Below are 26,521 nucleotides of genomic sequence, written 5' to 3' on the forward strand. Positions count from 1 at the left end.
TTATCAATCATGAAAGCATTACCTATAAAAGTTATTTCAGTTTTAAGCCTTGTTGCTTTAACAATGACTACCTCCTGCAAAAAATATCTGGATGTGAATACAGACCCGAACAATCCAACGTCTGTTTCGGCTGCAAACCGTTTAGTCGGCGCAATCACCACAACCAATGGCGCGTCAATGTGGCGTGGGTCCAGAGAAATTGCCGGCTTAGTACAATATGGAACCACACAATTAAATACTGGAACCAACAGAAATGCAGAACAGTGGCGTTACACAGCTTCTTATTTTTTCTGGCAGAATGCATATGTCTATACAATGCCAAACTGTGTCGATTTAATTAATCTGGGTGAAACTGAAGGAAATCCGCATTTCACAGGAGCGGGTAAAACACTGCTGGCTTTAAATATCGGCATGTTAACGGATCAATATGGTTCAATTGTAGTGAATGATTTTTATAATGGAGTTTCAGGTATCAATCTCGTCCCTTCTTTTGATGATCAGCAAACTGCTTATCAACGTATCCAGACTTTATTGGATGAAGCAATTGTTGCTTTTGATGGGACAAATAAAACTGCAGCCCTGAATTCTAAAAATGGGGATATTCTATATCAGGGTGATGTAAGTAAATGGAAACGTTTTGCTTATGCGCTGAAAGCACGCTACCTGAATCATTTAACAAAAAAGACAGCACTTTATAATCCGGCAAAGGTTATAGAGGCCTGTGAAAATGCTTTTAATGCAGATGGTATGGATGCGCAATTTGACTATATCGCAGGTGCATTGCAAACTGATGAAAGCCCATGGTCAAGCTGGGGTGGTTTTACCAGTACTACTGATCCAAGGTATTTTACGTGGGGCCAGTTTTTCGTTAATATGTTAACGAGCTTTCCTGTAACCAATAACATTTACCAGGATCCGCGCATTACAAAGATTATGCTTCCCGCAGCATCTGATGGAAAATACAGAGGATTGAGATCCGGAGGCGCCCTTACTGGTGGGCAAGGCATATTAGCAGATGGGTCTAATGGTGATGCTACCAAAACTGCTATTGCTGATTATGGCCCGTTTAGCAAAAGTGGATATTATACCAATACGACTTCTCCGTTCCCTTTCATGACTTATTCGGAAGTGAAGTTAATCGAAGCCGAAGCCAAATTACGGTCTGGTAATACTGCGGGCGCTTTAGCAGATTATGAATTGGGTGTGAAGGCCAATATGAGAAAACTTGGAGTAAGTGCGGCTGATATGAATGCCTATTGGACGGCACAGCTTGGTGATGGTCTTGTTTCACATTTTTCTAGTCTGACACAGGGGTTAAGTCATATTTTTCGTCAGAAATATATTACACAGTGCTTAAATAATGAGACTTGGGTAGACATGCGCAGAATGGATTATAGCAAAGAGATTTATGGTCCCGGCCTTAAAAAACCATTAAATATTAATACAACTATTTTTTCATCAAATGATGCCGATCCGTGGATCCAGGCCATGGTTTATGAGACTAATGAAGCGACAAGAAATCCAAAGAATGTAGCTGATAACTCTGAAAAGACCCGGTTACTAACGCCGCTTTGGTGGAATCAACCTTAATTAATAAAATAAAATTACTGCGCACGATCCAGCCGATATTTGGGTCGTGCGCTATTATAAAATCGTTTTATCTTTTGATAACAACAGACGGATTTTTACACTATCTCCGCTATAAATCTATTTTTCACATGACTCAGCACCTACTCAATTATGAAATACGCTATATTTGAGTCATCATCCACCTGCAAATAAGTTTACACTAAGCCAATAATTCCAGTTATGAATTCGCATTTAGACCCTACTGATCTGGGAATATTAAATCTTCTGCAGGAAAATGGAAGATTGACCAATAAAGAGCTTGCACATCAGCTGAACAGAACAATTTCTCCGATTTTTGACCGGAGAAAAAGACTGGAAGAGATGGGGTATATTAAGAAGTATGTCGCCATATTGGATAGAGAAAAAATAACAACTTCTCTGGTTGCTTTTCCTCAGATTGCACTGACCAGCCATAGTGAGGATGCTTTGGCATCATTTCAGAAAACTGTTATTTCTTATGCTGAGGTTCTGGAATGTTATCATATCACTGGCAAGTATGATTTTATGCTCAAGATTATCATTCCTGATATGCATGCTTATAATGCTTTCCTTCGTCAAAAGATTGCTCCACTTGAAAATGTTGGCAATGTACATAGTTCATTGGTGATCTCACAGGCAAAGTCAGAAATCGGTTTACCTTTATAACCTGCAATTACAATTCTGGACTTATCCTCCTGATTTAACACGACCTTCTTCTTCAGATGAGCCTTTAGAACGTTGACGGGCTCCTTTAATGGATGTACTGCCAAATCTATAGCTACAAGTCAGGCGGAAAACCCTGGTTTCACTTTTTTCATTTACGGTATAACTCTGCGATGGGATCGCACTGGTAATTCTGAATTTCTGTAAATTAAAGACATCGTTTGCAGCTAATTTCAGACTCAGTTTTTTCTCCATGAATGATTTACTGATTCCTAAATCAATACCATATATGGGTTTCAGTGCTAATGTTCCATCAACCTGCGACGAACGGTAAAAACCTGATAGCTCAAAATTCGTGGTACTGTTCAAGGTGATAGTTTGATTACTGTTAAAGTTGAAAGCTGTTTTACCTCCTTTATAAGGTACGCCCAAAAGATTAGGTGTACTGAATTCGTTATAAAAAATAGTCAGGTTATTATTTGTTGTCCACCATTTAAACAGGGTTAAAGGTGAATTGATATTCAGGCTGTAAGATTTCTTTTGCGCAAGATTCTGAGAAGAAATAAACAATGTTTTCTTCGCTGTATCCGAAACCAGTACTCTTGAAATCGCATTATTGGTATGGCTGTAACCAAGGGTAGCATTTATCGTTTTTTTATAAGAGTAAGAAAGCTCAAACGAATTCGTGTACTGAGGATTTAAAAAGGGATTTCCCATGCTGTAAGTGTATAAATCTATGAAATACACAAAAGGGTTTAAATCTTCGTAATCGGGGCGGTCAATTCTTCTGCTGTAAGAGAAACCAGCTTCATGATTTTTAGAAAGTACACGGTTTACAAAGACACTAGGAAACAAGTCAAAATAATGACGATCAGAAATTTGTTGTTTAGGAACAGAATTACCTTTAGAATTCGTTTGTTCCGCTCTCAATCCTAATTGTACAGTTAATCCTTTGAATTCACGATTCAGGTTTATATAACCTGCATTTATATTCTCATCATAGATGAAATGATCGCTTCGGGCAAGATCACTCTGCCAGCTATTATTCAGGAAGTTTTCAAAAGAAGAAATGTTATCAGTACTGACTTTACTGCTTTTCAGCCCGGTCTCCAGTTTCATCTTTTTATTGATAGGTAAGGTATAATCTACCTTTCCAACTAATATTTTAACCAATGATGGTGTCCTGTTTCTAAAAATGTATGGTACTTTGGAAGGCTGACCGTCAGCGTTTAAATAGGTATTATTATAATCGGAATTCTGTAATCCGTTATACCTTGAATAATCTGCATCGGCCGAAATTTCCTGTCCCGCAGTATCAATGGTACCCTTGTAGTTCAAATTATAGGTGATACCTGTATATTTATACTGATTTGGATTAAGGGCGATAACTGATGAGTCTGTTTTTAATGGTTGACTTCCAATCAGCGTCACTACTCTGGTATCATTATTATTTCCGGTAGCTTTGTAGCCGTTTACGACTACACCAATGGTATTTTTATCATTGATAAAATAATCCAGACCAGCCTTATAGTTATAATTCTGTCTCTCCCCTATCTGTGAACTTGTTTGCCTGAAAAAGGTTTGATCTGCTTCGGTATTGTTTACACGGTCAATATCCAGATCATGAAATCTTTTGTTCTTCCCATAATTAAATTCCCCGAATGCGTTAAATTTCTTCTCCCTATGGTTGAGCGATAATCCACTATTTGCTTTGTAATATCTACCGTAACCTGCCCCTGCTGTTAGTGAGCCATTCGTACCATAATTCTTATTCTTCTTTAGTTTAATATTAATAATCCCTGAGTTTCCGGCAGCATCGTATTTCGCTGAAGGATTGGTGATCAACTCTATAGATTGTATTGCATTTCCTTCTGTGGAGCGCAAAAGATTGGCCAGTTGTTCGCTGGAAAGATAAGTCGGTTTGCCATCCAGCATAACTGTTACCCCGGTTTTTCCTCTGAGACTTACGTTTCCGTCTTTATCGACGCTTACTCCTGGTGCTTTTTCCAGGATTTCAAGTGCAGTATTTCCTGCTGCCAAAACACTATTTTCTACATTCAGTACTGTTTTATCAATCTGTCTTTCTATAAGAGGCTTGCGGGCAACGATATTTACACTATTCAGTTGTTTAGAAGCTGGAACCAGCTCTACATTATCAATGTTATAAGCTGTATGTGCCGCATCAATAACATAAGGGCCTTTAAAGACTCTGTTATAGCCTATCATATTGAAAGCGACAAGATATTTTCCTTCTGGTAAACGTTCGAAAAGATAGCTTCCGTTATCATCTGTGATAGAGCCTTTAATCAGGGTTGAGTCTTTGGCTGCTAATAAACTTACTGAAACGTAGGATTGGTTGATATATTTTTCATCCAGAACTTTACCGCTAAATTTACCGGCACCGGTGTTAGTTTGGGCATTTGCTGAAGAAAGTGTAAAGAGGCTGATTATACAGGCCAAAATACCAGTGGTTAGTCTTCTCATCTTTTAAAGGTTATGTCTTTAAGATGACTAAGCAGATAAAAGGTTACAGCAGTATTAAAAATTAATTAAAAAAAGGGTGATCAGCATCCAGCTCCCATTCCTTTAGAAATGTTAGTCTTGATGCTGATCACCCTTATGATTTTTCTGATTATAGATTAATAGCCGCGATGCCAGTAACCTCCACCGTAACCACCTCTGTGATGTCTGTATCCACGGTCCTGAACGATGCAGGAACTTAATAGGGATGCTACCACTGCCAATAGCATTAGATTTCTAAATGTTTTCATCTTTGTGTGTTTTAGTTTTTAACCTATTTAATTTCATAACCTATCCTATAGACATGGGGATTACTTAAAGGATTAATCGGTACAGGATTTCGACAGAGTTTTCACTCACATATTAAAGACTGAATATCAGTACATTATAATCATTTGATAATTTTGATTAGACAACAATAAGTATTGTAACCAAGTAAGGCCATCTATCTCTCTAAAGCGAAATTCTTTTCTAAATTTCTTGCCGGGATGCTAATTCTGTAAATTTATTAGTCTAAAGAATTGTCATTAAACATGAACAACATCCTGAAAATTGCAAGGATTGATGCATATTCTATTACACCAAAGTATCTGCAACTGATCAATTCAATCCTACAGGGGATTCAGTCCGGGCAGATCAAAAAAAATGATGTACTTCCCTCCATCAATGAGTTTAGTTATGCGCTGGAAACTGCCAGAAGTACGGTAGAGCGCGCTTATAATGAACTCAAAAGAATGGGCTTAGTTCAGTCTGTTGCCGGAAAAGGCTTTTTTATTGTGCATACTCAATTCCAGAGACCAGTAAAAGTATTATTGCTTTTCAATAAGCTGAGCATCCATAAAAAGCTCATCTACGATGCTTTTTCCGAAACATTGGGAAATGAAGCTGCCATTGATTTCTATATCTATAACAATGATTTCAATGTGTTTAAGAAGTTATTGCTGGATAAGGCAGATCACTATGCTAAATGTGTGATTATTCCTCATTTTTATGAAAACAGAGAAATGGGTTATAAACTGATTGATACAATAGCCAAGGAGAAACTCATATTGATGGACAAACTCGCTGAAGGTGTAACGGGCGATTTTGGAGCTGTATATGAGAATTTTGAAGAGGATATCTTTTCTGCGCTGGAAAAGCTGATTGACAGGTTATCAAAGTATAATAAACTAAAAATAATCTTTCCGCAGAATTCTTACTATTCAAAAAAAATATTAATTGGTTTTCTGCGTTTCTGTCAGCACTATAGCTACGACAATGAGATATTGAATGGGCTGGATCATCATAAAATGGAGTCTGGATCGGTATATATTAATCTGATTGAGGATGATCTGGTTATCTTGATTGAAAAGATCATTGAGGGGAATTACCAAATAGGAAGAGACATCGGTGTAATCTCTTATAATGAAACACCTATCAAAAAGATCATCCTGGATGGAATTACTACAATTTCAACTGATTTTAAGATGATGGGAGAAAAAGCTGCCGAATTATTGTTAAGTAATTCATCAGAACACATTCAAATTCCTTTTAAGGTGACTTTAAGAAACTCTCTTTAATGAGTTGTAAAAAACAATCAATCAATTGATTACAGTAGTATAGTCGGCTTATTGTTTATATTTTTCAATTATTTAATGATAAAAAAGAAAAATAAATTTGCTTACTAAATATATTATTGTATTTTTGCAATCCCAACAACAACGAAGGTTATTAATAACTGGAATGTTGATTATGTTCGGGGTGTAGCGTAGCCCGGTATCGCGCCTGCTTTGGGAGCAGGAGGTCGTAGGTTCGAATCCTGCCACCCCGACACAAAATTGCTAACAAGCACAAAAACCCCTTAAAATCGAAGATTTAAGGGGTTTTTTGTTTTTTCTTAACCCTATCCATATCAAGGAAAACGTGCCCTGTTCGGTGCCCCATTTATCATATTTAGCATAGTAAAAACATCACCTACCCTGTGTTAGGTTACTTCAGACCATTCAACTTAACCCATGAGCGTATAGTCTTTGTAATTTCATATTTACGCTCCAAAGGTACCCAATGGCCCGAAGGCTGATCGATCACCGTAAGATTTGAACAGGCTGCTCGCATAGGATTTCCGGCTTTGTTCAAATTAATATTCGAAAATGGTTCATATTCATCATTGACAAATAGAACGGGCAGGCTCAGCTTACCATTGTTTAGCGCAGTCCTGGCGTAGGCAATGTTGGCATCATCGTTCAGATAATAGGAATTGCATGGACGGAAGCCTGTTTTTTTGAATGCAGCGACCAAGGCATCGAAGTCAGGTATCGGCCATAAAGTATAGTCGGGCTCTGTGCCGGGTGCCCGGTGGGCAGTGCCATAACGGCCTCCATGAGCGGTCACTAATGCTGAAGGTGACAATTTTCCGGCAGAGGCAGGAACACCCTTCGTAAAGATAGATGCAAGTGTTGCTGGCACATCAGCGTCCATGTCGTTCACGGCCTGGTCAAAATGGGTCAGGTAGAAACGCCAGTAGTCCCATTGCCCGTCCGGATATTTATTGGCGGGGTAAAGGGTCCGGTCAACCAGCGGTATCAAATTCGGCAATGCCCAGCCCTGAGGCAAATAAGGTACAGACATAAGTACTACTCCCCGGCTGATCTTAGGGTAATGCGCAGCAAGGGATCCGGCGACTACACTTCCCCAATCGTGCCCAACCCAAATTGCTGCTTTACCGCCCAGGTGAGCGTCGAGTTCTGCCATATCATCAACGATTTCTTTGATAGCATAAGCTCCTTTTGCCGTGGGTACCGATGAATCACCGAAACCGCGCAGGTCAGGTGCGATACATCGCCATCCTTCGGAGGCAAAGGCTTCCATTTGTGCACGCCACAGTAATCCAATCTCTGGCCACCCGTGAACGAAGATCATCAATGGGCCGTTGCTTGGCCCGGCTTCCCAATAATGCGTCTTATTACGCTTTGAGGTAAATGTATGCGAAATTAATACGGGTTCTTTTTGTTTTGTATTTAGCCTTTGATTGTTGTTTGGAGCAGCGTCTGCTTTAAGATTTAAAATACTTACGAGCATGCACGCCGCAAAGGCAACCCCTGCTTTAATAAAATTCCTTCGTAAATTCATGGTTACATGGTTTAATTGTTTTTTTTCTGGCTATTAATTTTTAATTCTTTTCCTTCAAAGTAGTTTTTGAATTATTGTTCTGGCCGATTGTAAGTCATCTGCCTGTTTAAATATGGAGGCAGCTACTATGCCTCCATCCAGCAACATGAATATCAGATCAGTCAATTCTTTATCCGTTAAAAGCTTTTGATGTCCTGAATTAGCCACCAACTCAGCTATAAAATCCTTAAAATGCTGCTTTGCCTTCTGGATCTCTGCTAATACCCGTTCATCACTCATCCCGGCTTCGTCATTTGCTTTGATAAAGCGACAGCCGCTGTATCCATTCTGTAGCTGACGTTCACGGTGATAGTCAAATAGCGTTAATAGTTTTTCCCTGGGGTCGGCTACTTTATTGACGTCGCCTCCAAGTTTATCAAACCAACGCTCATGTGTGCGCTGCAAGTAAGCCAGTAACAGGTCAGTTTTTGATTCGAAATGTTTGTATAAAGATGCTTTGGCAATGTCTGCCTCTTCGATCACCTGGTTGATTCCTGTCACATTATAACCCTGTTTAAAAAACAGTCTTTCTGCTGTATCCAGAATTTTATCAACTACTACTTGTCCTCTTTGCTTGATCATACAGCAAAACTAAGTATTAAATAGACAAGTTTGTATATTTAAAGAATGAACAATACCAAGTTATAATATAATTGATTGATAATCATTAATATAAAAATCAATCGTTCGTTAAATTGAGTCAATACGTATTTAATCATCAGTACCTGTTCAGCTCCCTGAATTTATTTTTATTTGATATATAATTAACAATCAATATTTTAAGAGTTGGGTCAAGTATCCTGCTACCCGACCTAAAATTAAAAAAGAGGCTCATGGCCTCTTTTTTTATGGAATAAACTTTCTAAAACTGCATGGAGACCAACTTTAATTTACCTGTCCATACGAATATAAACAGGATAGGATTCACGATTGGGCAAGTCAAATTCTTCATCATAAGGTTGTATACCTGCGCCATTGTTGTATAATGCCACACGTTTTACACCAGTTGCTGTACTACCGCCAATACCATTGATAACGTTCTGGATGTTACCCGGCCCGGCAAAACGAGTGATAATCATTTTTTCGAATTTCACATTCGAACTATTAGGTATTTCAAATCCATTTTTCTTATTCACATGACCATCAGTCCCTGTGATAACTGCATAAGAACCCATTCCTATGCTATGATGTTCTTTTACAGTATTGGCGACCTTAAAAGCCGCATACCCATCAACCCGGCCTCCCTGGCTAGTCCAGCTTGCTTGATTTGGGGCGTCATATGGCGGTTCATTCTGAAAGAAATAGGTTCTGCCACGTTCTCCCAACCATAACACTTCATATTCTTGATAGTGTTCTGCAAAAAGGCCATAAAGTGTAACATCAGCTCCAGTAACAATAAGTCCATTTTTACATCTGTCTCTTACCCAGCGTAAATTTCCGCCACGTTGTGAACCGTGGTCGGCACGCCACAGCCAGAAGTGATCACCCACTACATTGTTGCTGTTTATTTGCATAGAAGTATGTATCTGAATATTTTTCGATTGAACCCCACCTACTCTACAAGTGATATCTGTGAGTAAGATAGGATTTACAGCATGGTCTGCATTTGCCCCTTCCTCACCAATTCTAACTTGATAAGTTGTACTGTTGGAAGAATCCATCAAAAGTCCGGCAATGATAATTCCATCCTTGTCGCCAGCATAAACACATCCCCAGGTGTTTTTTTCAGCAGGCTCCAGCGTTACTGAAGCTATACCAGCACCCAAAAGTATTGCATCTTTTCTATTCACTTGAATAGGAGCATTCAATGCGTAATGTCCTGGTGTGAAGAATATATTTTTACCCGCTTTTAATGCAGTATTGATTTCCACATCGGTGTCACCTTCTCTGGCAATATACCAATCGGTAAGCAAATCTTGAGTTGTCCCTTCACCCATAGCTGTTGAAGACCAGGAAACTCCTGCCCTATCCTTTTGCCATGCAGGAACAAATACTTTGTATTCGCCATCATTATCTATAAAAAGGAAAGGTTTCTCTCTGATAATAGGTGTAGTAGGAATTGGAGAGTTGGCATCATCCGCCTTGGGAGGATTGACGCAACCTTGCCAAACCATATTATAAGATCCACCCATAGCTCCCGAACCTGATGGGAAAATAGCATTTCTGGTATACCATTGTTGTTGTCCACCCCAGTTTGGTCTGAATGATGTATAATGCGTATCGGCAATAAAACCACCGCTACCCCAAAAATTATTACTTCCAACGTCTGATATATATTTTGAAGTGCTTTCAATCAACATCCTTCGTGCACTGGTTGATTGAGAAACTGTCCAGGCAAAGTCACGCATTACTGCCACATTTTCCACAGAACGCCAAAATGTACACGTAGCATTTGCTCCACCCGAAAGATGAGGCCTGGTAAATATAGAACCCAATTTAACAGCTGCTGGTACTTTGCCTAAACCTCCAATGTGAGAATAAAATCCTAATTCTATGGAGTTAGCCGCTGCCGATGATGCAGAACCAGATCCGCCCGGATCGTAAGTTTGACCATCAACATTTGCTTTGAAATAATATGCTTGACGTTTTGCAGTCCACTCGCCATTTGATCCCCCCAGACCAATAGTGCCAAACTGCAAATTAATTTCGTTTCGTGCAGTTTCTGCTTTTTCATATTTTCTATCGTAGAAATACATATTACTACCAAAAATCTGGTTCTCTAACGAGAGTATTATTGTCGTGGTATTACGAGTAATTTTATAATAATTTTCGTACTTATCTGTATTTGGCTTATGATCTGTGAACGTCAATTTGGAAGTCGAACCTGCCGATACAAAATCTGATGCCAAACGACTGCCTCCTCTTGTAATTACATAATTTCCTGAAGAGCCGAATGCTGGCCATGTTAATGTTATACTATGTTTCTTCTTGTCGTAAACAATCTTGCTATCTTTCTTATTTTCCTGTTTTTTTTCATCAGCTGGATGAGGGTTTATAAAACTGCATAGGATCAACATAAACGCAAATGCTGTAAATACGGAGATTATCTTTCTACTCATTAGAATATACTTCTTTTTTATGATTTCTATTGCTGGTTATAATATCAGGCCTCATAAGATAGTAAATAATACTTTAACCTATATTTACAATTTTCCCGGCAAGTAATAAGCCGTTTGAAATTCAGTGCTTAAACTTTTTCTGCCTTCTAAAAAAATAAATCAGGCAAATCATGTATAACATAACTGCAATTATTCCAGAAATTGACCACATCCACAGGTTTAATAAATACCTGTCGTGAGAAACGTGATTGCTTAAAATATAGTTGCTCAATGGTCTAAGCCTTTTGAGTGTATCGACGGGATGCATTCCACTATCTGTAAAAAATTCATGTTTACCACCTACTCTTGTATACCAAACCTTTCCAAGCGAGTATCTGGTTAGCGTATCTATGACATTAATTTTTCTTAAATTATTTAAGAGCTTTTGATTTATAGGGATTAAGGTGACATCTTCAATTTTTTCATCACACCTAGCAGGTTCATAATGATCAACTGCCCAATACATACATTTCTCACCTGCGGATGGCTGCCTGATCGTATTTTTCTTAAATAAAAAAAAGAGCCCACTGACCAGGAGCAGAAGCGCAACACAGGTTAGGATCGTAGCTTTAACCGGTGTGCCTGGAGATTCAATACGATCAGAGTCAATGACTATTTCCTCTTTTTCGTCTTCATTATCATCTGCATTTTTGTTGCTGTCGATGTTTTCTTCAGTACTATCGATGTTTTTTTCAGTGCAATCGATATTTTTTTCAGTGCTATCGATGTTATTTTCAGTCGATGTTCCGTCTGAATCATCACCCAGAGAATTTTCATTCTCATCATTTATTTCTTTGTCTCCTACTTCCAGCCTGGAATCATCTTCCTGATCAGGGTCTGAATCTTCGGCCCTCTCCGGTTCTCTATTCTCTTTTTTAGACCTCCAATCCTGGTAAGAATCAAAACCTGTTAACCATCCGAGGAGTTTTACAGGTTCTTCATCTCTGATACCTGTTCCTTTTTGCAAGAAACTAACTAAAGGTCTGAATTTATCTAATTCGAATTTTTCAATACTTTTTATATGATCATTAAATTTGCCTAAAGGATCGAAAAACAGTTTAAGTATTTGATCATCCTTCTTAGTATACTTTTCTGCGTAGATTTTAAGGCATTCTTTTTTCAATTTCGAGCGTCCAGGGTTTTCCAAATTAGGGGAAAGTTCTTGCGCTCCCTTCTTAAGAAAGTAAAACTCTAATACTTCTTTTTTATATTCTTCAAACATCCTTAAAAACTGAAGCATAAAAATAGGGTACAATTACCAAAATTATTACGGTTACCCGTAGTAGCAACGGAATTATCAGCTCGCCCGATCACAATAGAATTTCCAGAGTTTTATAAAGGTCAACTAGGTTATCAAGCCTTCAAAAAGGGAAAACGTATAAAGCATATTCATGACGAAATTATCTTTGAAACATAAAGTTGAAAAGAGAGTGAAAATATTGATCTCCAATTCCACTTCTTAATTACCCGAAATATGTTCAAAAAAGTATTGATTGCCGAAGACCATGAAAGTATAAGTATTTCTGTTCAAAAGACATTATCATACCTCGATATAGCGCATAGTAAGGATATAAAAATCATCTAGAACTGAGCTGGAAGCTTATGTAAACTTATCAAGAACAGTGACGTGTATTACGGTTTACCGTAAAAAAGGCATAGGTGATATATATACTTTTGATATATTAAACCATTCCAAAATGATAACATCCCAGCAATCTCTTGAGCAAGAAGTTTTACAAAATAACAAAGAAATCTTTGCACGTATAGTCAAAGAACTGGAAGGCGCAGATTTTGAAATTCTGATAGCCAGTGCTTGGTTTACAGATGATGAACTTTTTGATATTGTCAAGAGAAAAGCTGCTCAGCATGTAAGTATCCAGCTTATTATTGCAGACAACCAGGAGAATCAAAAGCTTAACTTCGAAGAACTGGTCGCATTAGGAGCTTCCGTAAACAAGATAAAAAGCGTTGGCTACGGCAATATGAATCAGAAGTTCTGTGTAATAGACAAAAGAATTGCTCTTCATGGTTCATATAACTGGTCTGTAAATGCAAGAAAAAACAATCACGAAAGTATTATTGTAACTAATCATACCGAAACGGTAACAAGCCTGATTAATACGTTTCATGATATTAATCAAAAAGCTTTGTTGCAGAGTGGTGAAATTATTCCTGAAAAAGCATTAACCGCAGAATCAAAAATCGAAAAGCACACTGCCAAGGAACATGCAATTTCCGAATTCACCAAAGTATTGGATTCGATGATTGCCGCAGAAATTGGAAATTTTGACCGGACTATGTTAGGCAAACAAGGATATGAGCGATCAAAATTTAACAATGGAGATCATCAGGTATTAACTAAGGCCCTGGATACTGTTTATTCAGTTTTCATCAATGATATCGATGTCGTAGATGATAAGAAAAGAAGGTTGATGACCAAGATCGATGAGCAGGAAATAATAAGTACGAATGCGTTTGAAGAAAATCTAAGCCTGCAGTTACAATCTGCAGAAGCCGAAGCGGAAAATGAAGCTTTAAATGCAAAAAACAAATTGATTAATCTGAAATCAGAGGTTGAAAAAAATAAACAGAATATAGAGAGTATCAATATCAATAAAATTGCATTCCATGAAAAATCTACTAACGAGATCAAGGAAAAAGTACGGAACGCTCAACGTGACTTCATTAGCCCAAATTTTAAATGGTATGAGTTTATCCCTGTGATGTTCGCTAACCTATGTCTACTGCTCTATCTGTTTATTTTTTATTCCTCAGCTTGTTATATACTATTATTTGCTGTTGAAGATTCTAAAGCTGCGAAAGATGCTGGTCTGGATCCCGTACCTATGGAGATATTCAATCCAAAGGCTTTAGGGCTGACTATTGAAAAAGGCGGCTCAGGAATACTTTTCATCTTTCTTTTTGTCAGCATTCCGCTTTTCTGCGCCTTGATCAAACTATTTACAAAGAAACAATGGGTTATCGTACTTATGTTCTTATTTGGCATTTTATTAGTAGACACAGCAATTGCATACAAGGTTTCATCAGCAATTTATCAAATGAAATATTTAACAGGAGAGACCAGCGATATATGGAGACTTGATATGGCGTATAAGGATCCCAATTTTTATCTGGTGTTTTTATTGGGTGCGTTTGGTCTTATCCTATTGAAGTTCGCTTTTGAGAAACTGATGTCTATTTTTGATGAACGCAATCCGGATATCGTAACATTAAAAAACGATCTGTTGATTAGCCAGATGCAGGAATCGATAAAACTGGAGGAGGAAAAAACAATATTACTCAAAGATGAAATTTACTCCATCGTAAGAATCAATATCAGTTTGGATGCAGAATATAAAATTACAGAAATCATACTTACCTCTATCCCAAGCAAGTTAAACTTACTTAAAGAGCTGAAGAAAACCGACTTAATAACTGGCAAACAACACGTCAGGGATATTGCCACAATTTATAAGAGTCATGTAGAAAATGATCATCTTCCGATTTCTGTTGACGCACTTCGCGACAGGATCAATATCTTTCTGGAAGGCTGGAATGATTATCTGCATGAACATTATTCAATCCTAATAGCCATAGAAAAATCACGGGAGGCATTTGACACCGCTATAGACTGGCAGAATGAAAAAATGAGCGGTTCACAAATAGACAAACGTATAAAAATCTGATGAAAAAGTGTTTTTTAATTAGCCTGATGATGCTGACGGCCACAGCAAAATTATCCGCTCAGAAACAAAAAGAGGTTGTACATTACAATGTCGTGTTCGCACCTGATTTATCAAACAGGCTAAACCCAAAATTATATCCAAAAGCGGTGAATGATACTGATATCGTTAAGGGCGTATTGCAACAAATATGGCCGGAAATATTACGGATTAAGAGAGATCAGGATCAGCTGGATCACTATAGCGTAGACTTTATCAATAAAGGACTGATTAGCCTCTACAAAGTAAACTCCGATTTATTAAACATTGACTTTCAGAGATTTAAAAAACAAAGTGATAGAATTAATTATATTATGTCCAGAGGCGTATCACAAACATTACCCAGAGATATAGATAAATTTAAGGCAGAATACCGGAAACTCAATATTAAAGCATCTCTTTCCAATAATGGGGCTGACATCTGGACATATTTCAAATCAGGCATTGATGACAGGGTTGTTTTACCTGAGTTAGTAACTGGCAAAGTAATCCATAGGTTTCGTAACATCATGGTGCTGATGACTGATGGTTATATTGAGGCCGGCATCTATAACCAGGGATTCGATTTAAGCGCAGCCAAGGTTTCAGATTTTCGTAGTGCATTTCTGAAGTCGAAAGAAGACAATATGGAAACTTTTCTGGCCAGGAATAAGCGATTCAAAATCAATCCAGCAAAAAATCCATTTCTAAATAATCTTGAAGTCATTGTTATAGAAATGTATGATCGCTCGCTCTCTAAGACCGGAGCAGCCACCAAACATCCTACAGACATGGAAATCATGAAAGTTGTCTGGTCGGATTGGATGAGAAGTTCTGGAGTGAAAAGATTTGACCTTAAACCTGTATCTGGTAATAAAACGGAGGCTGTAAAATATGTAATGGATTTCATTAAAAAATAAATGTACTATGATTAAAACATAGTACATTCTGTAGCAGCTGAGGATGATATACGTCCTACTTCAGCTTTGCGTATTGAGCCAATAGTTTCTTTGGCATTTGCTGTATATTCTTCTCACATAAGTTATAAAGCTCCAGGCCATTTTTAGTAAAACCATATTTTTCAATATATGATAATACAAATTCGCCCTGTATACTTTGATGTTCTTCATCGCATATATTCAAATAATCACAGATAAGTGTTTGATACTTTACGTCTAAAAGTCCTAATGAAAATACAGCAAAACTGCCAGGCATAGCACAGTGCTCTGCTTCGAAATCATTATACCATTCAAATTCCTTCATGGCCAGTCTTGCGTAATCTTCGATTTTTCCATACAGGGCTGGCCATCTTGCTGCATTCGCAAACAACTGATGAACACCTTTTTTCTGGAGCCCCTTGATCGGAAGCCAATTCTTTTCCGGGCTTTTGAAAATAATGGTGTAAGACCCGGGAAAACCAAATGCTAATAAACGGCAAAGAAAATTCAAAACTAGCAGATAAGCTTCTTCTTTCTCTTCTTTTAATGTGATTTTTATAGTCGCAAAAACATCATTCGCATCGCAGGAAACTATGCTGTCTTTGTATTGAGCTATCTCCAATGGCAAGTCTCCGCTGCCTTGTTTCTTCAGTTTCAAGGGTAAATCACTGCCAATTGCTTTGGCCATTTTAAAGATATTATTTGCCGTGTACTGGCCTTCGCTTCCACCGTATTTGACAAAGCACACTCCAATATAGCAGGCAAAACGCAGATAATCTTCCTGCAACTGCTCAATAGATTTGCCGGGTTTTAACTTATAATGGTCATACCCATCATTATCGATGGTCTGTTCTAAAAATGGATCAAGGACATTTTTGCGTACCCAGTCAGACAAGATTATATCCACATGCCATTGCCATCCACAGAGCTTTCGCATAGTATCGGAAAAATCCCTTGCCTTTTCATATACAAAACCGCTATTATCGAGTTTAAACAAATAATATTCCAATGGAGCGTCTACTAAAATTTCCTGCCCGTTCACAAGAAAGCATTCATAAGTCGGATACCCAGGCTCTTCACGGGTATTAGACACCTGCGCCTTTCCTTCCAATATAGAGGTAACACAAGTATCGAACAATTCATTTAATGAAGCATCGGCAATAACATCCTCAAACATTAAATAATCTCTTTTATTCTCCATTATTAATCAGCTGTATTTGTCTGCTGACAAAGAAACTATAATTTATTATGTTTTACGAACATTTCTCAAAAATCCCGCATTGTTTTCAGGTATCTCATAGATGTCAAAACTTAAAGAAGATTACTTTATTCATATGAAACACAATTGAATTTGAGTGCTGAAAATGTAATTTTGAATATTCGAGAGTTTGATCAGGTTGACCTGACTTTTCTAAACAGCAGTTAAATTAAAAGAATAAATTAAACATAGAAAAATGAAAAATACAAAGATTGGCTGGATTGGTCTGGGAAAAATGGGGCAGCCTATGTCCGGACAGTTATTAAAAGCAGGTTATCAGGTTTATGTTTATGGCCGAAGTGAACAGGATACACAACTTATGGCAACTAAAGGTGCAGTGGTTTCTCCCACAGTACTAGCATTGACCAATACGGTTGATATATTATTTTTAATGGTGACCGATGACCGGGCCATTGATGACATTTTTAAATCGGAAACAGGAATTCTGTCTGCTGAACTTACTGGAAAAACGATTGTAAATATGAGTACCGTTTCTCCTGGGATCAATCGCGAAATGGCTGCACTTTGCAAGGAAAAAGGTGCATTTTATCTTGACGCTCCTGTTTCGGGCAGCGTTAAGCAGGCTGAAGAAGCAAAACTTGTGGTTATGGCAGGTGGCGAGGAATCTGTTTATGAAAACATCAAACCGCTATTCGACATCATTGGGAGTTCGTCCAGCCTCATCGGAGAAATCGGGGCAGGAAATCTTGCTAAACTAAGCATCAATACACTTTTAGCTATTGAAGCGCAAGGGCTTGCGGAGGTTATTAATTTTGGTGAGCAGCATGGTATTTCAGCAGAAAAAATCATGTCTATAATCAATAACGGAGCACTGGGTAGCGTATTCATGAAGTTAAAAGGCGAGCTGATCATTAATGAAAATTACAATCCTGCTTTTGCTTTAAAGCTCCTGACTAAAGATCTGAGGCTGGCAAAGGCAGAAGGCCTGGATTCTCCACTAGGGAATACAGTTTGTAAAACTTTTCAGCAGGCGGAAGCAGCATTCGGTAATGAAGATCTTATTGCCATTAAGAAACAGCTGTAACAGCTCATATTTTAATTTGATCAGGTTTGATTAAGCCTATATAATAATTGGAGGTATCAACTTCTATATTTTCTGCTGATATACCCGCTAAATCTATTGGCGCAAACTTGGCAGAAGGATAAATGAAGTGATACTCTCCACCTGATATTTTAACCCTTAAAGGCATATTAAAATCTTCAGCTTCTGCAATCCATCTGCAATTAAGTTTTCCATTTTTGACTGCAAGCTCCAAAACAGGCAGACTTTTGTAGCGGAGATACTGATCAAATACTGGTTCCAGGTTTTTACCGGATTGCGTACTGAGGTAATTAACGATCTGGTCATAAGTAACTGTCTGATGGTAATATTCTTTGTTTAATCCACGTAAAATAATCCGCCACTTTTCATCGTCATTAATAATTGTCCTCACTGTGTTCAGCAGCATAGCTCCTTTCGAATACATATCTCCTGACCCCATTTGATTGACATGATAGGGGGCAACAATTAATCCGTCGTTAGCTATACCTGCACGGTTGGCATATAGATATTCTTGTCCTGCCTTTTTACTATACAAATTTTCTATAAATAAAGATTCTGCATAACTCCCAAAAGCTTCGTGTATCCACAGATCACCAAGATCTTTAGCCGTAATATTATTACCAAACCATTCGTGTGCACTTTCATGAACAATCACAAAATCCCATTTCTCCCCTCCTGATACACCAATCAATTCATTTTTCGGACCTCCCCGCATGTAACCACCATAACTAATCGCACTTTGATGCTCCATAGCAGGATAAGGTGTTTCCACCAGCTTATATCCGTCCTCATAAAAAGGATATGGGCCAAACCAATATTCATATGCTTTTAATAACGGTTTTACATTCTTGGCAAAATCAACTTTCGCCCTTGACAAGTTATAAGGCAATACCCAGTAATCAAGTGTAAGTTTCCCTTTTTCACCAGCATAGTTATCACTAAAATGCGTGTAATTTCCAATATTTACCGCTACATTATAGTTATTAATAGCATTACCAACAAACCAGTCAAACTTTTTATAACCGCTCTTAAGATCGGTGATTTTTCTCAGGCGCCCGTTTGACACCTCCTTCAGCACTTTGGGTACGCTCACACTAATCAGCATACTATCCGGTTCATCAGAAAGATGATCTTTATTAGGCCACCAGATACTTGCTCCTTTGCTTTCACAAGCCGTCGCGACCAGTGGATAACCCAGGGAGTCTTTAGCAAATACGATTCCGCTCTCTCTGGGTGCTTTAAAAGCTACATTCGGGTAACCGGAATAAAACACAGTAAATTCATCTTTACTATGTTTTTTAATCGATTCCGGGAAAGAAATAAACACAGCATTAGCTTCCCTTGTATACTGAAGTACCTGGTTATGATAAACAATTTTATCAATATTTAAATTGGCAAAAAGGTCAAACTGTAACCTGGTAAAATCCTGTGTTGCAGTAAATTTAAACAGGTTGCTACCACTGATAAATTTCTTGTCAATATTAAACTTCACATCCAGATGATAGAAGTTAATATCATAACAACTCCGTAATGGAGTAAGATATCCTTTTAGTGTATCAGCACGTGAAAAAGTCGCTTTTTGTGCAGATAACTGTGCTTTAGTTTTTACCGGCAGGTTCGTAAAAAGAATAACAAGCCCCAGATATAACGCGTTTTTACAATCCATGCTGATCTATTAAATAGATCAGTGAGGCCATACTCGCGGCGCCTAGTTCAAGCTCACGTTTATTTACATTTTCAAAAACATCATTTGAAGAATGATGTATATCAAAATATCGCTGAGAATCAGGTCTGAAACCGATCAGGATAACTCCCGGAACTTTTTCCTTTAATGGCCCAATATCAGTACCAGATTGACCAATTGTTAAACGATCTGCTTCGTAAGGTTCAAATAGAGGCTTCCATTGTTTATTAATCTTCTTGATAAAATCAGCTGATACATCTTCAAAGCTGAAACCACGCGGAGTGAAACCACCCTCATCTGTTTCAATAGCTGCTATATGTTCTTCTTTATTTTTGGCAGCCAGTTCAGCATATTTAGTCCCTCCGTTATGGCCGTTTTCTTCATTCATAAAAAAGACTGCACGTACAGAATTTTTAGGTTGGTAATTCAAAGCTTTAAATATACGCAGCACTTCTGCTGATTGTAAAACACCTGTACCGTCATCATGTGCACCTTCGGCCAAATCCCATGAGTCAAGGTGCCCGCCTACAGTAATAAATTTATCTGGATGTTCTGTACCTGTCAATTCGCCAATCACATTGTAAGATAATACATCAGGAAGCAATTGACAATCTTGTTTAAAATAGAATTTAACCAGGGGCAGCTTACGCATTTTCAGCATAGCGCTCAATTTATTGGCCGCCTTAGTTGATATAGCCGCAGCAGGTATATTTTTACCGCCTTTATTAAATAATGTGGCACCGGTATGCGGATAATCATCAAGGCTTTCAGTCAGCGAACGGACAATCACACCAACAGCACCATATTTAGCAGCAGTTGCCGGCCCCATGAAACGCTGGTCACCCGATCTGCCATATGCTTCACCTGTACTGATAAATTTAGGGTCAAAAGGACGGTTATAGAAAACTATTTTACCTTTTATCTTATTTTCACCAAGCTCTTCAACTTCTTTGAGGCTTTGCACTTCAATAATATTGGCAGTAAGTCCGTTTTTTGGCGTAGCAACACTCATACCCAGTGCGGCAATTGGTACGGGAATGCGATTTTTACCGTCGATGATAAAAGCAGTCTCCTTCGCTCCTCTCACCCAATGCGGAACCATAACTTCTTGCAGATATACTTTGTCGAAGCCGTAACTTTCCATTAGTTTTTTACTCCATACAACTGCTTTTTGAGCATTATCAGACCCGCTCAGTCGCGGACCAATATTTTTACAGAGATCACGGAGATTTTCATAACATTTACTATTCACCAGGGCTTCATCGTAGATTTTACGCATAGTTACTGTGTCCTGGGCATATAATTGGTTTGCAGAGAACAGCACAAGAAGGATCAATTTCAATTTCATTGGGGATTAGCGTTTAGGTTCTACAATGCATTCAGGTAAATGCTTAATGGGAAAGTTACAAGAATTGGCAATAAAACACATTTTACGTGCTTCTGCGTGTAAACTAATCGCCTTTTCATGTTTTGCTTCATCAATAATGAGCACTACCGGCCGCAGAATAACTTCTGTAAATTGCCCGCTCCCGTCTGCATTTTCAGTCATTGTTCCTGTCGCCTCATCTTTATAGTCCATTACAATGATATCATTTTGTGAACATAGGTGAAGATACCAGAGCATATGACAGGATGAGATAGACGAAACGAGCAGGTCCTCAGGATTATGCTTAGTTTTATCGCCAAGAAAAGCAGAATCAGACGAGCCATTTATATCAGGTTTCTGATCAATTGAAACAATAAAATTCCGATCATAAGATCTGTAATCCATTGTTCCTGAACCTTTATTTCCTGCCCATACGAGGTTTGTTTTATATTGATGTGTCTTAGCCATAAATGATCATTTTATATTCAATAAATCCAATTTAGACATTCTTATTTAGTTACAAAATAAATCATGGGTTATTCTGAAAATTGTCTGATTTTATCAAATTAAGACTTATACCTTTGATTAAACTTTCTAATGATGACATTCCCTTCCCTTAAGAACTTACAGCAAAGTCTATATCGTGTTTTAAAGCGCTTTCCTTTCGAAATGCTTTTTGCATTTATCGCAACTTTAGCGTCAATAGCATATATAGAGCTGGAAAGTCTGAATTATCTGAAAGAAAGCTGGTGCAAAAGGGTATTGATGACTGCGGTACTGGGATTGGTGATCAGCCTGGCTACTACCCTGTTTTGTGAAAGCCGTTCGATTAAAACTCCGCAAAAGTTGATTTATAACCTCATTGCGGCATTGCTTGCTGCGCTGTTATTTTTCGCATTTGATCCGTTTGTAAATGCTGCTGATGTGATCCGGTTTTTCTTACTGACTCTTGCCGGACATTTATTAGTCGCCTTTGCTGCTTTCACCAAGCCTGATGCAATACAAGGTTTCTGGCAATTTAACAAAACACTGTTTTTGCACTTTTTAACTAGTATGCTTTACAGCGCCGCATTATATGCAGGTATCGCAGCTGCAATAGGTGCGATGAACCTCTTATTTGGTGTAGACTTTAAACATGATACTTTTTATATCCTCTGGGTTTGTATCACTGGTATATTCAATACTGTGTTTTTTCTTTCTGGGGTTCCTGATAATTTTTCCAAATTAGACCAGGACTTCAGCTATCCAAAAGGCTTGAAAATATTCACCCAATATGTCCTGATACCACTGGCGACATTATATGTAGTTATCCTGCTAGCTTATGAAATCAAAATACTCATACAATGGAAATTACCAAAAGGGCTCGTATCTAACTTAATATTAGGCTATGCTGTTTTTGGCATACTCTCTTTATTACTTATTTATCCTATACGCGAAAAAGCAGAGAATAAATGGATTAAAACCTTCGCCCGCACTTTCTATTTTTTAATGCTGCCACTACTGCTCTTGTTATTTATAGCATTGGGTACAAGAATATCTCTTTATGGCTTCACGGAGCCCCGCTACTTTTTAACGTTGTTAGCTTGTTGGCTGCTATTTATTACGCTCTATTTTTTACTATCAAAAAAGCAAAATATCAAAGTAATACCGATTTCACTATGTCTGCTTACCTTGTTGTCTATCTATGGGCCCCAAAGTGCTTTTTCGGTTTCAACTTATTCTCAGAAAACCATTTTGCTCCGTATCTTCAAGGAAAATCATGCCTTTCAAGATGGAAAGCTTGTAAGAATCAGTAAGATTTCTAAAGAAAATGGTGAAAAAGCAGTAGCTACTTTAGAATATCTTGTTAGCCATAATGATTTCGAGGTGCTCCAGCCGTATGTCACTCAAAACCTTAAAGCAGTCAGCGATTCTTTAAGCAAAGCTAAAGACAGTTATGGTCACCTCAGGACTTCAAGGTATGATATACTGGATCAAAAGATGAGATGGATAATCAGCTATTTCGGACTGAAGAAATTTTCAGGACAGCGGTTTTATTTTGACCGTGCTGATCAGAATGAGCAGAAACATTATATTTTAAATAATATTGAGCAGGGAATTACAGTAGTTACAGGATATGATTTTATCATTGATCAGGCAAATATCAATTATAGCGACGCAAATAATCATTATATAATTGATAAAATTTCAATTGAAACAGCAGTGAAAAAATCCGGTATATTACAGATCAGGTTAGCTGATGATACAGCTACTTTTAATATCAATGAGTTAACTGGTGATTTGATAAAGCAAGAGGAAAAGCTAAAACCTTACCTGCAAAAGCCGGATCTCGATAATCCTCCGCAGTATATCTTGCCATCTGCATTCCTGAGCTTCACTAAAAAGACGAAAAATTTCATAATTACGTTTGAGATAAAAACGACTCAGTTCTCTATTGATAAAAGCAGAAAAAATATTGAGCTGAATTATACTACAGGAATTTATCTGGTCAAAAAGAGATAGTATGACATTTGTCCTTTAATCAATTATATGAGCATCGATCTTCATCTGGTTTCCTCTCCCAGTACTGCCGGCTCACTGCGCCGGGCTATCAAAGACGAGTTACTTTCTGGCGAAGTATTTTGCACAATGGATATTCCTGAACTTGGACCACTGGCTAATGGGATACAGCGGATGAAGTTTCTTATGATCATTTACTTCTTGAAAATTGTCCGGCTATCTGGGTTCAGGCTTCAAGAGTTGTAGGTGATGCAATGGGCAATTGTGATCCACAAAATGGTCTGGGTGATGCTTTTTTAAGTTCAAGATTAGAACCTCTCATCATTAACGGTTATATTGAAGCAGATGGCCCGCGTACTGCGATAAGGCTTTTTAAAGTGAGGCTATGCATTTAACTCTATCAAGGTTACTTATTTTTCATCTGCAGCAAGTCCCAGAGATTACCATATAGATCTTCAAATACAGCTACTGTCCCGTAATTTTCCTCAACCGGAGGTCTAACAAAGTTAATACCGATACCTAGCATATTCTGATAATCTCTCCAAAAATCATCTGTATATAAAAACAAAAAAACCCGGCCTCCTGTCTGATTTCCAATACTTTTCTTTTGTTCTTCGCTGGCAGCCTTTGCAAGTAACAAGCTACATTCTTTTGCACCTTCAGGTGCAACTATAACCCACCTCTTACTTTCACTTAAGACGATATCTTGTAATAAAATAAAGTTTAACTTTTCGGTATAGAATTTGATCGCATCATCATAGTCTTCAACGACTAAAGCCACATGGGCAATAAATTTTTTCATATTTATAATTTTCATGCCGGCCAGGATATGCCGGAATACGTCATTCCAAAAGTAATGTAAATTATAAAATTTAATTCCAATGAGTATCCTTATCCTCACCACCTATATTTGCAGATTAGAAATCTTTATGCGCTATTTAATATTTTCCTTCTTTATTTTCACCACAAGCCTCAGCCTGCATGCGCAAATCCCTCAAGCTGGCATCTATCAATTCAATAATCAGCAGAGTAATTATTTCGGAGCTAATCATTATGCCAGGTTCTTTAATTCAATTGATGACTTTCTATCCTTGAAAATCATCCCCTATAAAGAGGTTAATGATTATGGATTAAACTATGCAATTATCGCGGTAAATCAAGCAAAGACTCAAATTAAGATTGTTTTTTTAAGAGATACAGTGAGTACTGAAGGAAAAAAACAACTGATTGCCATTTCCAGGAATTCAACTGTTGATCATCCCAAAAACTCATATTTTTCTCAGGAATTTTCTATTCAAAAAGATTCAGTAATCACGCAAAGCAGCAATAACAGTTCTTTAGCAGGTACAGGCAATTTAACAGGAGAGTGGTCTTTTAATAGTAATAATAGCTATGATTATTTTGGGCTTTATAAAAATCCATTGATTAAAAACCAATCTATAAAAGATACAATTTCAGGAAAATATCAAAATGGTATGAACTATCAATTTGAACAGGCATTTTTTGTAGGGCAAGGAAAAAGACCAAAGGCTTATATTGATTTACGAACGAATGTAAGCGAGGACAAAATTCTTATCTATGACAAACCTGGGACTCATCCTCTGGTTAAAGATTATTTTAGAAAGGGAGAAACGATAGCAATTACTGCAGATGATTCAGCGCAATGGTATGAGGTAGATAGAATTGAGGTGCGCAAGGATACTGGAAAATATTATTCCATGGATTCCGGGATGCAGGAAGGAACGGCACTCCTCCAAACGATCAGTGGATGGATCAAAAAAGAAGATTTGGCCTCCTCTCCATGGGTCCGGCAGCAACAGCAAACCAATAAGTTTCGTTTTGAAATTTCGGCAGATAAAGAATTTGTCAATGCAGTAAAGATTATCAATAAAAAAACTGGTAGCAAACAAGTGCTTCTTGATATTTGGGCCGGGTTTAAATCAATTCCAACGCAGGTGATTCAGATCGGAGATTACAATTTTGATGGCTATCCTGACTTCATGTTTTTAATGCAAAGTGGTGGAGCGGGCCCTAATTACACCAATAATTTCTATTTGTATAATCCGCAAAAGGATAATTTCGAGTATAATGATGAATTATCTCAGCTTTCACAAGTAGAAGTAGAGGTGAAAAGCCGTACCATAAGTAGTAACTGGCGCGATGGGGCTGCACATCATGGTGGAGAAAGGTATACTTTCATTGATCATCAACTCACAAAAACTGCTTATTGGGATCAGTATGCGGGAATGGGATTTTTTGTGCAGGAAAATAGCGGAGAGCTCGTCAATGGAAAATGGATTGACCATCAGTATAAAGGCGCAGAGATCCTGACTTCTACTGCTGCTGTATATCAGTACCCAGATAAACAGATAGCGTCGTTAACGCTTTTGAAAAAAGGCGATTACGCATTGATTAAAGGCGAAAATTCAAAATTCTTTCAGGTGGAAGTTACAACGGCATCACATCATTTGATCAAGGGGTGGATCGAAAAAGAGCACTTCTTTCCAAAAACCAGTTTATTGTATATCAGAAATACACCTTTATATAACTTCGAATTGATTAAAGATCAACAGTCCTCTCCGGTCGCAGTTAAAATAATTACCAGGGCAGATGGGAGAACTTTGCAGTATATCACTGAACTCGACGAGATAGATTCCACGAATACAACGCTCTATATTGATGACTATAATTTTGACGGATATCCTGACTTTTCTTTAAAAACAAGTAGCAAAGATGATGTTGAGCTTGGTAATTTCTATGAAAAATATTATCTCTATGATCATACTGCTGGTTTATTCTCTTTAGATACTTTACTTTCAAAATCACCTAATGTTACGGTTGATCAGAAGAGTAAATCTTATTCTAGCACAGAATTTGTAAGAAAGGATAATGTAATCACAAAAAATATTAAAAAATACAAGTTAGTTAATGAAAATTATATCTTAATTAAGGAATAAACATTGGTTAAAGAGAAAT

General features: G+C 37.7%; 21 protein-coding genes and 1 tRNA gene. 11 read left to right on the forward strand and 11 right to left on the reverse strand.

Annotated elements, in window-relative coordinates:
• Positions 1-9: 9 nt before the first annotated feature.
• Entirely contained in the window at positions 10-1,590 is a 1,581-nt protein-coding gene (locus tag ABIB30_RS22410; RefSeq protein ID WP_354305292.1) for a SusD/RagB family nutrient-binding outer membrane lipoprotein, read from the forward strand.
• Positions 1,591-1,809: 219 nt separating this feature from the next.
• A complete protein-coding gene (locus tag ABIB30_RS22415) occupies positions 1,810-2,274 on the forward strand; it encodes an Lrp/AsnC family transcriptional regulator (protein WP_354305293.1) in 465 nt (154 codons plus the stop codon).
• Between the two features lie 21 nt (positions 2,275-2,295).
• Here ABIB30_RS22415 and ABIB30_RS22420 read toward each other — a convergent pair whose 3' ends face one another.
• Both ABIB30_RS22420 and ABIB30_RS22425 read right to left on the reverse strand, forming a co-directional pair.
• Positions 2,296-4,755 carry a TonB-dependent receptor gene (locus ABIB30_RS22420; protein ID WP_354305294.1) on the reverse strand — a complete coding sequence of 820 codons (2,460 nt, stop codon included), beginning with the start codon at positions 4,753-4,755 and terminating at the stop codon, positions 2,296-2,298.
• Between the two features lie 155 nt (positions 4,756-4,910).
• Positions 4,911-5,042, reverse strand: coding sequence for a hypothetical protein (locus tag ABIB30_RS22425; protein WP_257722235.1), 132 nt, complete (start codon positions 5,040-5,042; stop codon positions 4,911-4,913).
• 282 nt (positions 5,043-5,324) lie between these two features.
• Between ABIB30_RS22425 and ABIB30_RS22430 the strand changes: the two genes are divergently transcribed.
• Both ABIB30_RS22430 and ABIB30_RS22435 read left to right on the forward strand, forming a co-directional pair.
• Positions 5,325-6,350, forward strand: coding sequence for a GntR family transcriptional regulator (locus tag ABIB30_RS22430; RefSeq protein WP_354305295.1), 1,026 nt, complete (start codon positions 5,325-5,327; stop codon positions 6,348-6,350).
• Between the two features lie 177 nt (positions 6,351-6,527).
• Positions 6,528-6,601, forward strand: a tRNA-Pro gene (locus ABIB30_RS22435).
• A 158-nt stretch (positions 6,602-6,759) separates the two neighbouring features.
• Here ABIB30_RS22435 and ABIB30_RS22440 read toward each other — a convergent pair.
• From ABIB30_RS22440 to ABIB30_RS22455, 4 genes are all read right to left on the reverse strand, one after another.
• Positions 6,760-7,899 (reverse strand): alpha/beta hydrolase, encoded by a 1,140-nt coding sequence (locus tag ABIB30_RS22440; protein WP_354305296.1) that lies wholly within the window; start codon positions 7,897-7,899, stop codon positions 6,760-6,762.
• A 54-nt stretch (positions 7,900-7,953) separates the two neighbouring features.
• Positions 7,954-8,520 carry a TetR/AcrR family transcriptional regulator gene (locus tag ABIB30_RS22445; RefSeq protein ID WP_354305297.1) on the reverse strand — a complete coding sequence of 189 codons (567 nt, stop codon included), beginning with the start codon at positions 8,518-8,520 and terminating at the stop codon, positions 7,954-7,956.
• Positions 8,521-8,828: 308 nt separating this feature from the next.
• Positions 8,829-10,997 carry a pectate lyase-like domain-containing protein gene (locus tag ABIB30_RS22450; RefSeq protein ID WP_354305298.1) on the reverse strand — a complete coding sequence of 723 codons (2,169 nt, stop codon included), beginning with the start codon at positions 10,995-10,997 and terminating at the stop codon, positions 8,829-8,831.
• A gap of 121 nt (positions 10,998-11,118) precedes the next feature.
• Positions 11,119-12,258 (reverse strand): hypothetical protein, encoded by a 1,140-nt coding sequence (locus tag ABIB30_RS22455; RefSeq protein WP_354305299.1) that lies wholly within the window; start codon positions 12,256-12,258, stop codon positions 11,119-11,121.
• Between the two features lie 475 nt (positions 12,259-12,733).
• Between ABIB30_RS22455 and ABIB30_RS22460 the strand changes: the two genes are divergently transcribed.
• Positions 12,734-14,722: a phospholipase D-like domain-containing protein gene (locus ABIB30_RS22460; RefSeq protein ID WP_354305300.1), complete on the forward strand. Its 1,989-nt coding sequence runs from the start codon at positions 12,734-12,736 to the stop codon at positions 14,720-14,722.
• Positions 14,722-15,657, forward strand: a complete 936-nt coding sequence (locus ABIB30_RS22465) for a hypothetical protein (RefSeq protein ID WP_354305301.1) — start codon at positions 14,722-14,724, stop codon at positions 15,655-15,657. The genes ABIB30_RS22460 and ABIB30_RS22465 overlap by 1 nt, the downstream gene beginning before the upstream one ends.
• A gap of 55 nt (positions 15,658-15,712) precedes the next feature.
• Here ABIB30_RS22465 and ABIB30_RS22470 read toward each other — a convergent pair whose 3' ends face one another.
• The gene (locus ABIB30_RS22470; RefSeq protein WP_354305302.1) at positions 15,713-16,876 is read right to left on the reverse strand and encodes a DUF6138 family protein; all 1,164 of its coding nucleotides are present in this window, start codon (positions 16,874-16,876) and stop codon (positions 15,713-15,715) included.
• 253 nt (positions 16,877-17,129) lie between these two features.
• Between ABIB30_RS22470 and ABIB30_RS22475 the strand changes: the two genes are divergently transcribed.
• Positions 17,130-17,978, forward strand: a complete 849-nt coding sequence (locus ABIB30_RS22475; RefSeq protein ID WP_354305303.1) for an NAD(P)-dependent oxidoreductase — start codon at positions 17,130-17,132, stop codon at positions 17,976-17,978.
• Positions 17,979-17,982: 4 nt separating this feature from the next.
• Here ABIB30_RS22475 and ABIB30_RS22480 read toward each other — a convergent pair whose 3' ends face one another.
• Genes ABIB30_RS22480 through ABIB30_RS22490 form a run of 3 tightly spaced genes read right to left on the reverse strand, consistent with a single transcriptional unit; the run spans position 17,983 to position 21,514 of the window.
• Complete coding sequence (locus tag ABIB30_RS22480; protein WP_354305304.1) at positions 17,983-19,662, reverse strand: M1 family metallopeptidase; 1,680 nt, start codon at positions 19,660-19,662, stop codon at positions 17,983-17,985.
• Positions 19,652-21,028, reverse strand: coding sequence for a M20/M25/M40 family metallo-hydrolase (locus ABIB30_RS22485; RefSeq protein WP_354305305.1), 1,377 nt, complete (start codon positions 21,026-21,028; stop codon positions 19,652-19,654). Before ABIB30_RS22485 ends, ABIB30_RS22480 begins: the two co-directional genes overlap by 11 nt.
• 6 nt (positions 21,029-21,034) lie before the next feature.
• Entirely contained in the window at positions 21,035-21,514 is a 480-nt protein-coding gene (locus ABIB30_RS22490; protein ID WP_354305306.1) for an OsmC family protein, read from the reverse strand.
• 129 nt (positions 21,515-21,643) lie between these two features.
• Here ABIB30_RS22490 and ABIB30_RS22495 point away from each other — a divergent pair, with 129 nt between their 5' ends.
• Genes ABIB30_RS22495 through ABIB30_RS22505 form a run of 3 tightly spaced genes read left to right on the forward strand, consistent with a single transcriptional unit; the run spans position 21,644 to position 23,940 of the window.
• Positions 21,644-23,548 carry a DUF4153 domain-containing protein gene (locus tag ABIB30_RS22495; protein ID WP_354305307.1) on the forward strand — a complete coding sequence of 635 codons (1,905 nt, stop codon included), beginning with the start codon at positions 21,644-21,646 and terminating at the stop codon, positions 23,546-23,548.
• A 27-nt stretch (positions 23,549-23,575) separates the two neighbouring features.
• Positions 23,576-23,791, forward strand: a complete 216-nt coding sequence (locus ABIB30_RS22500) for a hypothetical protein (protein ID WP_354305308.1) — start codon at positions 23,576-23,578, stop codon at positions 23,789-23,791.
• Positions 23,764-23,940 carry a DUF3658 domain-containing protein gene (locus ABIB30_RS22505; RefSeq protein ID WP_354305394.1) on the forward strand — a complete coding sequence of 59 codons (177 nt, stop codon included), beginning with the start codon at positions 23,764-23,766 and terminating at the stop codon, positions 23,938-23,940. The genes ABIB30_RS22500 and ABIB30_RS22505 overlap by 28 nt, the downstream gene beginning before the upstream one ends.
• Positions 23,941-23,951: 11 nt before the next feature.
• On the opposite strand, the gene ABIB30_RS22510 is transcribed toward ABIB30_RS22505, so the two are convergent.
• Complete coding sequence (locus tag ABIB30_RS22510) at positions 23,952-24,362, reverse strand: VOC family protein (protein WP_354305309.1); 411 nt, start codon at positions 24,360-24,362, stop codon at positions 23,952-23,954.
• A gap of 64 nt (positions 24,363-24,426) precedes the next feature.
• Between ABIB30_RS22510 and ABIB30_RS22515 the strand changes: the two genes are divergently transcribed.
• A complete protein-coding gene (locus ABIB30_RS22515) occupies positions 24,427-26,502 on the forward strand; it encodes an XAC2610-related protein (RefSeq protein ID WP_354305310.1) in 2,076 nt (691 codons plus the stop codon).
• Positions 26,503-26,521: the final 19 nt, after the last annotated feature.

The organism is Pedobacter sp. UYP1 (assembly GCF_040547305.1).
Classification (GTDB): Bacteria; Bacteroidota; Bacteroidia; order Sphingobacteriales; family Sphingobacteriaceae; genus Pedobacter.

What these genes read in the sequence shown, in the direction of transcription:
- ABIB30_RS22500 (WP_354305308.1), top strand. Translation starts at nt 23,576, where the DNA reads ATGAGCATCGATCTTCATCTGGTTTCCTCTCCCAGTACTGCCGGCTCA.
- ABIB30_RS22470 (WP_354305302.1), bottom strand. Translation starts at nt 16,876, where the DNA reads ATGGAGAATAAAAGAGATTATTTAATGTTTGAGGATGTTATTGCCGAT.
- ABIB30_RS22410 (WP_354305292.1), top strand. Translation starts at nt 10, where the DNA reads ATGAAAGCATTACCTATAAAAGTTATTTCAGTTTTAAGCCTTGTTGCT.
- ABIB30_RS22480 (WP_354305304.1), bottom strand. Translation starts at nt 19,662, where the DNA reads ATGGATTGTAAAAACGCGTTATATCTGGGGCTTGTTATTCTTTTTACG.
- ABIB30_RS22425 (WP_257722235.1), bottom strand. Translation starts at nt 5,042, where the DNA reads ATGAAAACATTTAGAAATCTAATGCTATTGGCAGTGGTAGCATCCCTA.
- ABIB30_RS22430 (WP_354305295.1), top strand. Translation starts at nt 5,325, where the DNA reads ATGAACAACATCCTGAAAATTGCAAGGATTGATGCATATTCTATTACA.
- ABIB30_RS22460 (WP_354305300.1), top strand. Translation starts at nt 12,734, where the DNA reads ATGATAACATCCCAGCAATCTCTTGAGCAAGAAGTTTTACAAAATAAC.
- ABIB30_RS22475 (WP_354305303.1), top strand. Translation starts at nt 17,130, where the DNA reads ATGAAAAATACAAAGATTGGCTGGATTGGTCTGGGAAAAATGGGGCAG.
- ABIB30_RS22445 (WP_354305297.1), bottom strand. Translation starts at nt 8,520, where the DNA reads ATGATCAAGCAAAGAGGACAAGTAGTAGTTGATAAAATTCTGGATACA.
- ABIB30_RS22455 (WP_354305299.1), bottom strand. Translation starts at nt 12,258, where the DNA reads ATGTTTGAAGAATATAAAAAAGAAGTATTAGAGTTTTACTTTCTTAAG.
- ABIB30_RS22510 (WP_354305309.1), bottom strand. Translation starts at nt 24,362, where the DNA reads ATGAAAATTATAAATATGAAAAAATTTATTGCCCATGTGGCTTTAGTC.
- ABIB30_RS22415 (WP_354305293.1), top strand. Translation starts at nt 1,810, where the DNA reads ATGAATTCGCATTTAGACCCTACTGATCTGGGAATATTAAATCTTCTG.
- ABIB30_RS22450 (WP_354305298.1), bottom strand. Translation starts at nt 10,997, where the DNA reads ATGAGTAGAAAGATAATCTCCGTATTTACAGCATTTGCGTTTATGTTG.
- ABIB30_RS22440 (WP_354305296.1), bottom strand. Translation starts at nt 7,899, where the DNA reads ATGAATTTACGAAGGAATTTTATTAAAGCAGGGGTTGCCTTTGCGGCG.
- ABIB30_RS22495 (WP_354305307.1), top strand. Translation starts at nt 21,644, where the DNA reads ATGATGACATTCCCTTCCCTTAAGAACTTACAGCAAAGTCTATATCGT.
- ABIB30_RS22515 (WP_354305310.1), top strand. Translation starts at nt 24,427, where the DNA reads ATGAGTATCCTTATCCTCACCACCTATATTTGCAGATTAGAAATCTTT.
- ABIB30_RS22490 (WP_354305306.1), bottom strand. Translation starts at nt 21,514, where the DNA reads ATGGCTAAGACACATCAATATAAAACAAACCTCGTATGGGCAGGAAAT.
- ABIB30_RS22420 (WP_354305294.1), bottom strand. Translation starts at nt 4,755, where the DNA reads ATGAGAAGACTAACCACTGGTATTTTGGCCTGTATAATCAGCCTCTTT.
- ABIB30_RS22485 (WP_354305305.1), bottom strand. Translation starts at nt 21,028, where the DNA reads ATGAAATTGAAATTGATCCTTCTTGTGCTGTTCTCTGCAAACCAATTA.
- ABIB30_RS22465 (WP_354305301.1), top strand. Translation starts at nt 14,722, where the DNA reads ATGAAAAAGTGTTTTTTAATTAGCCTGATGATGCTGACGGCCACAGCA.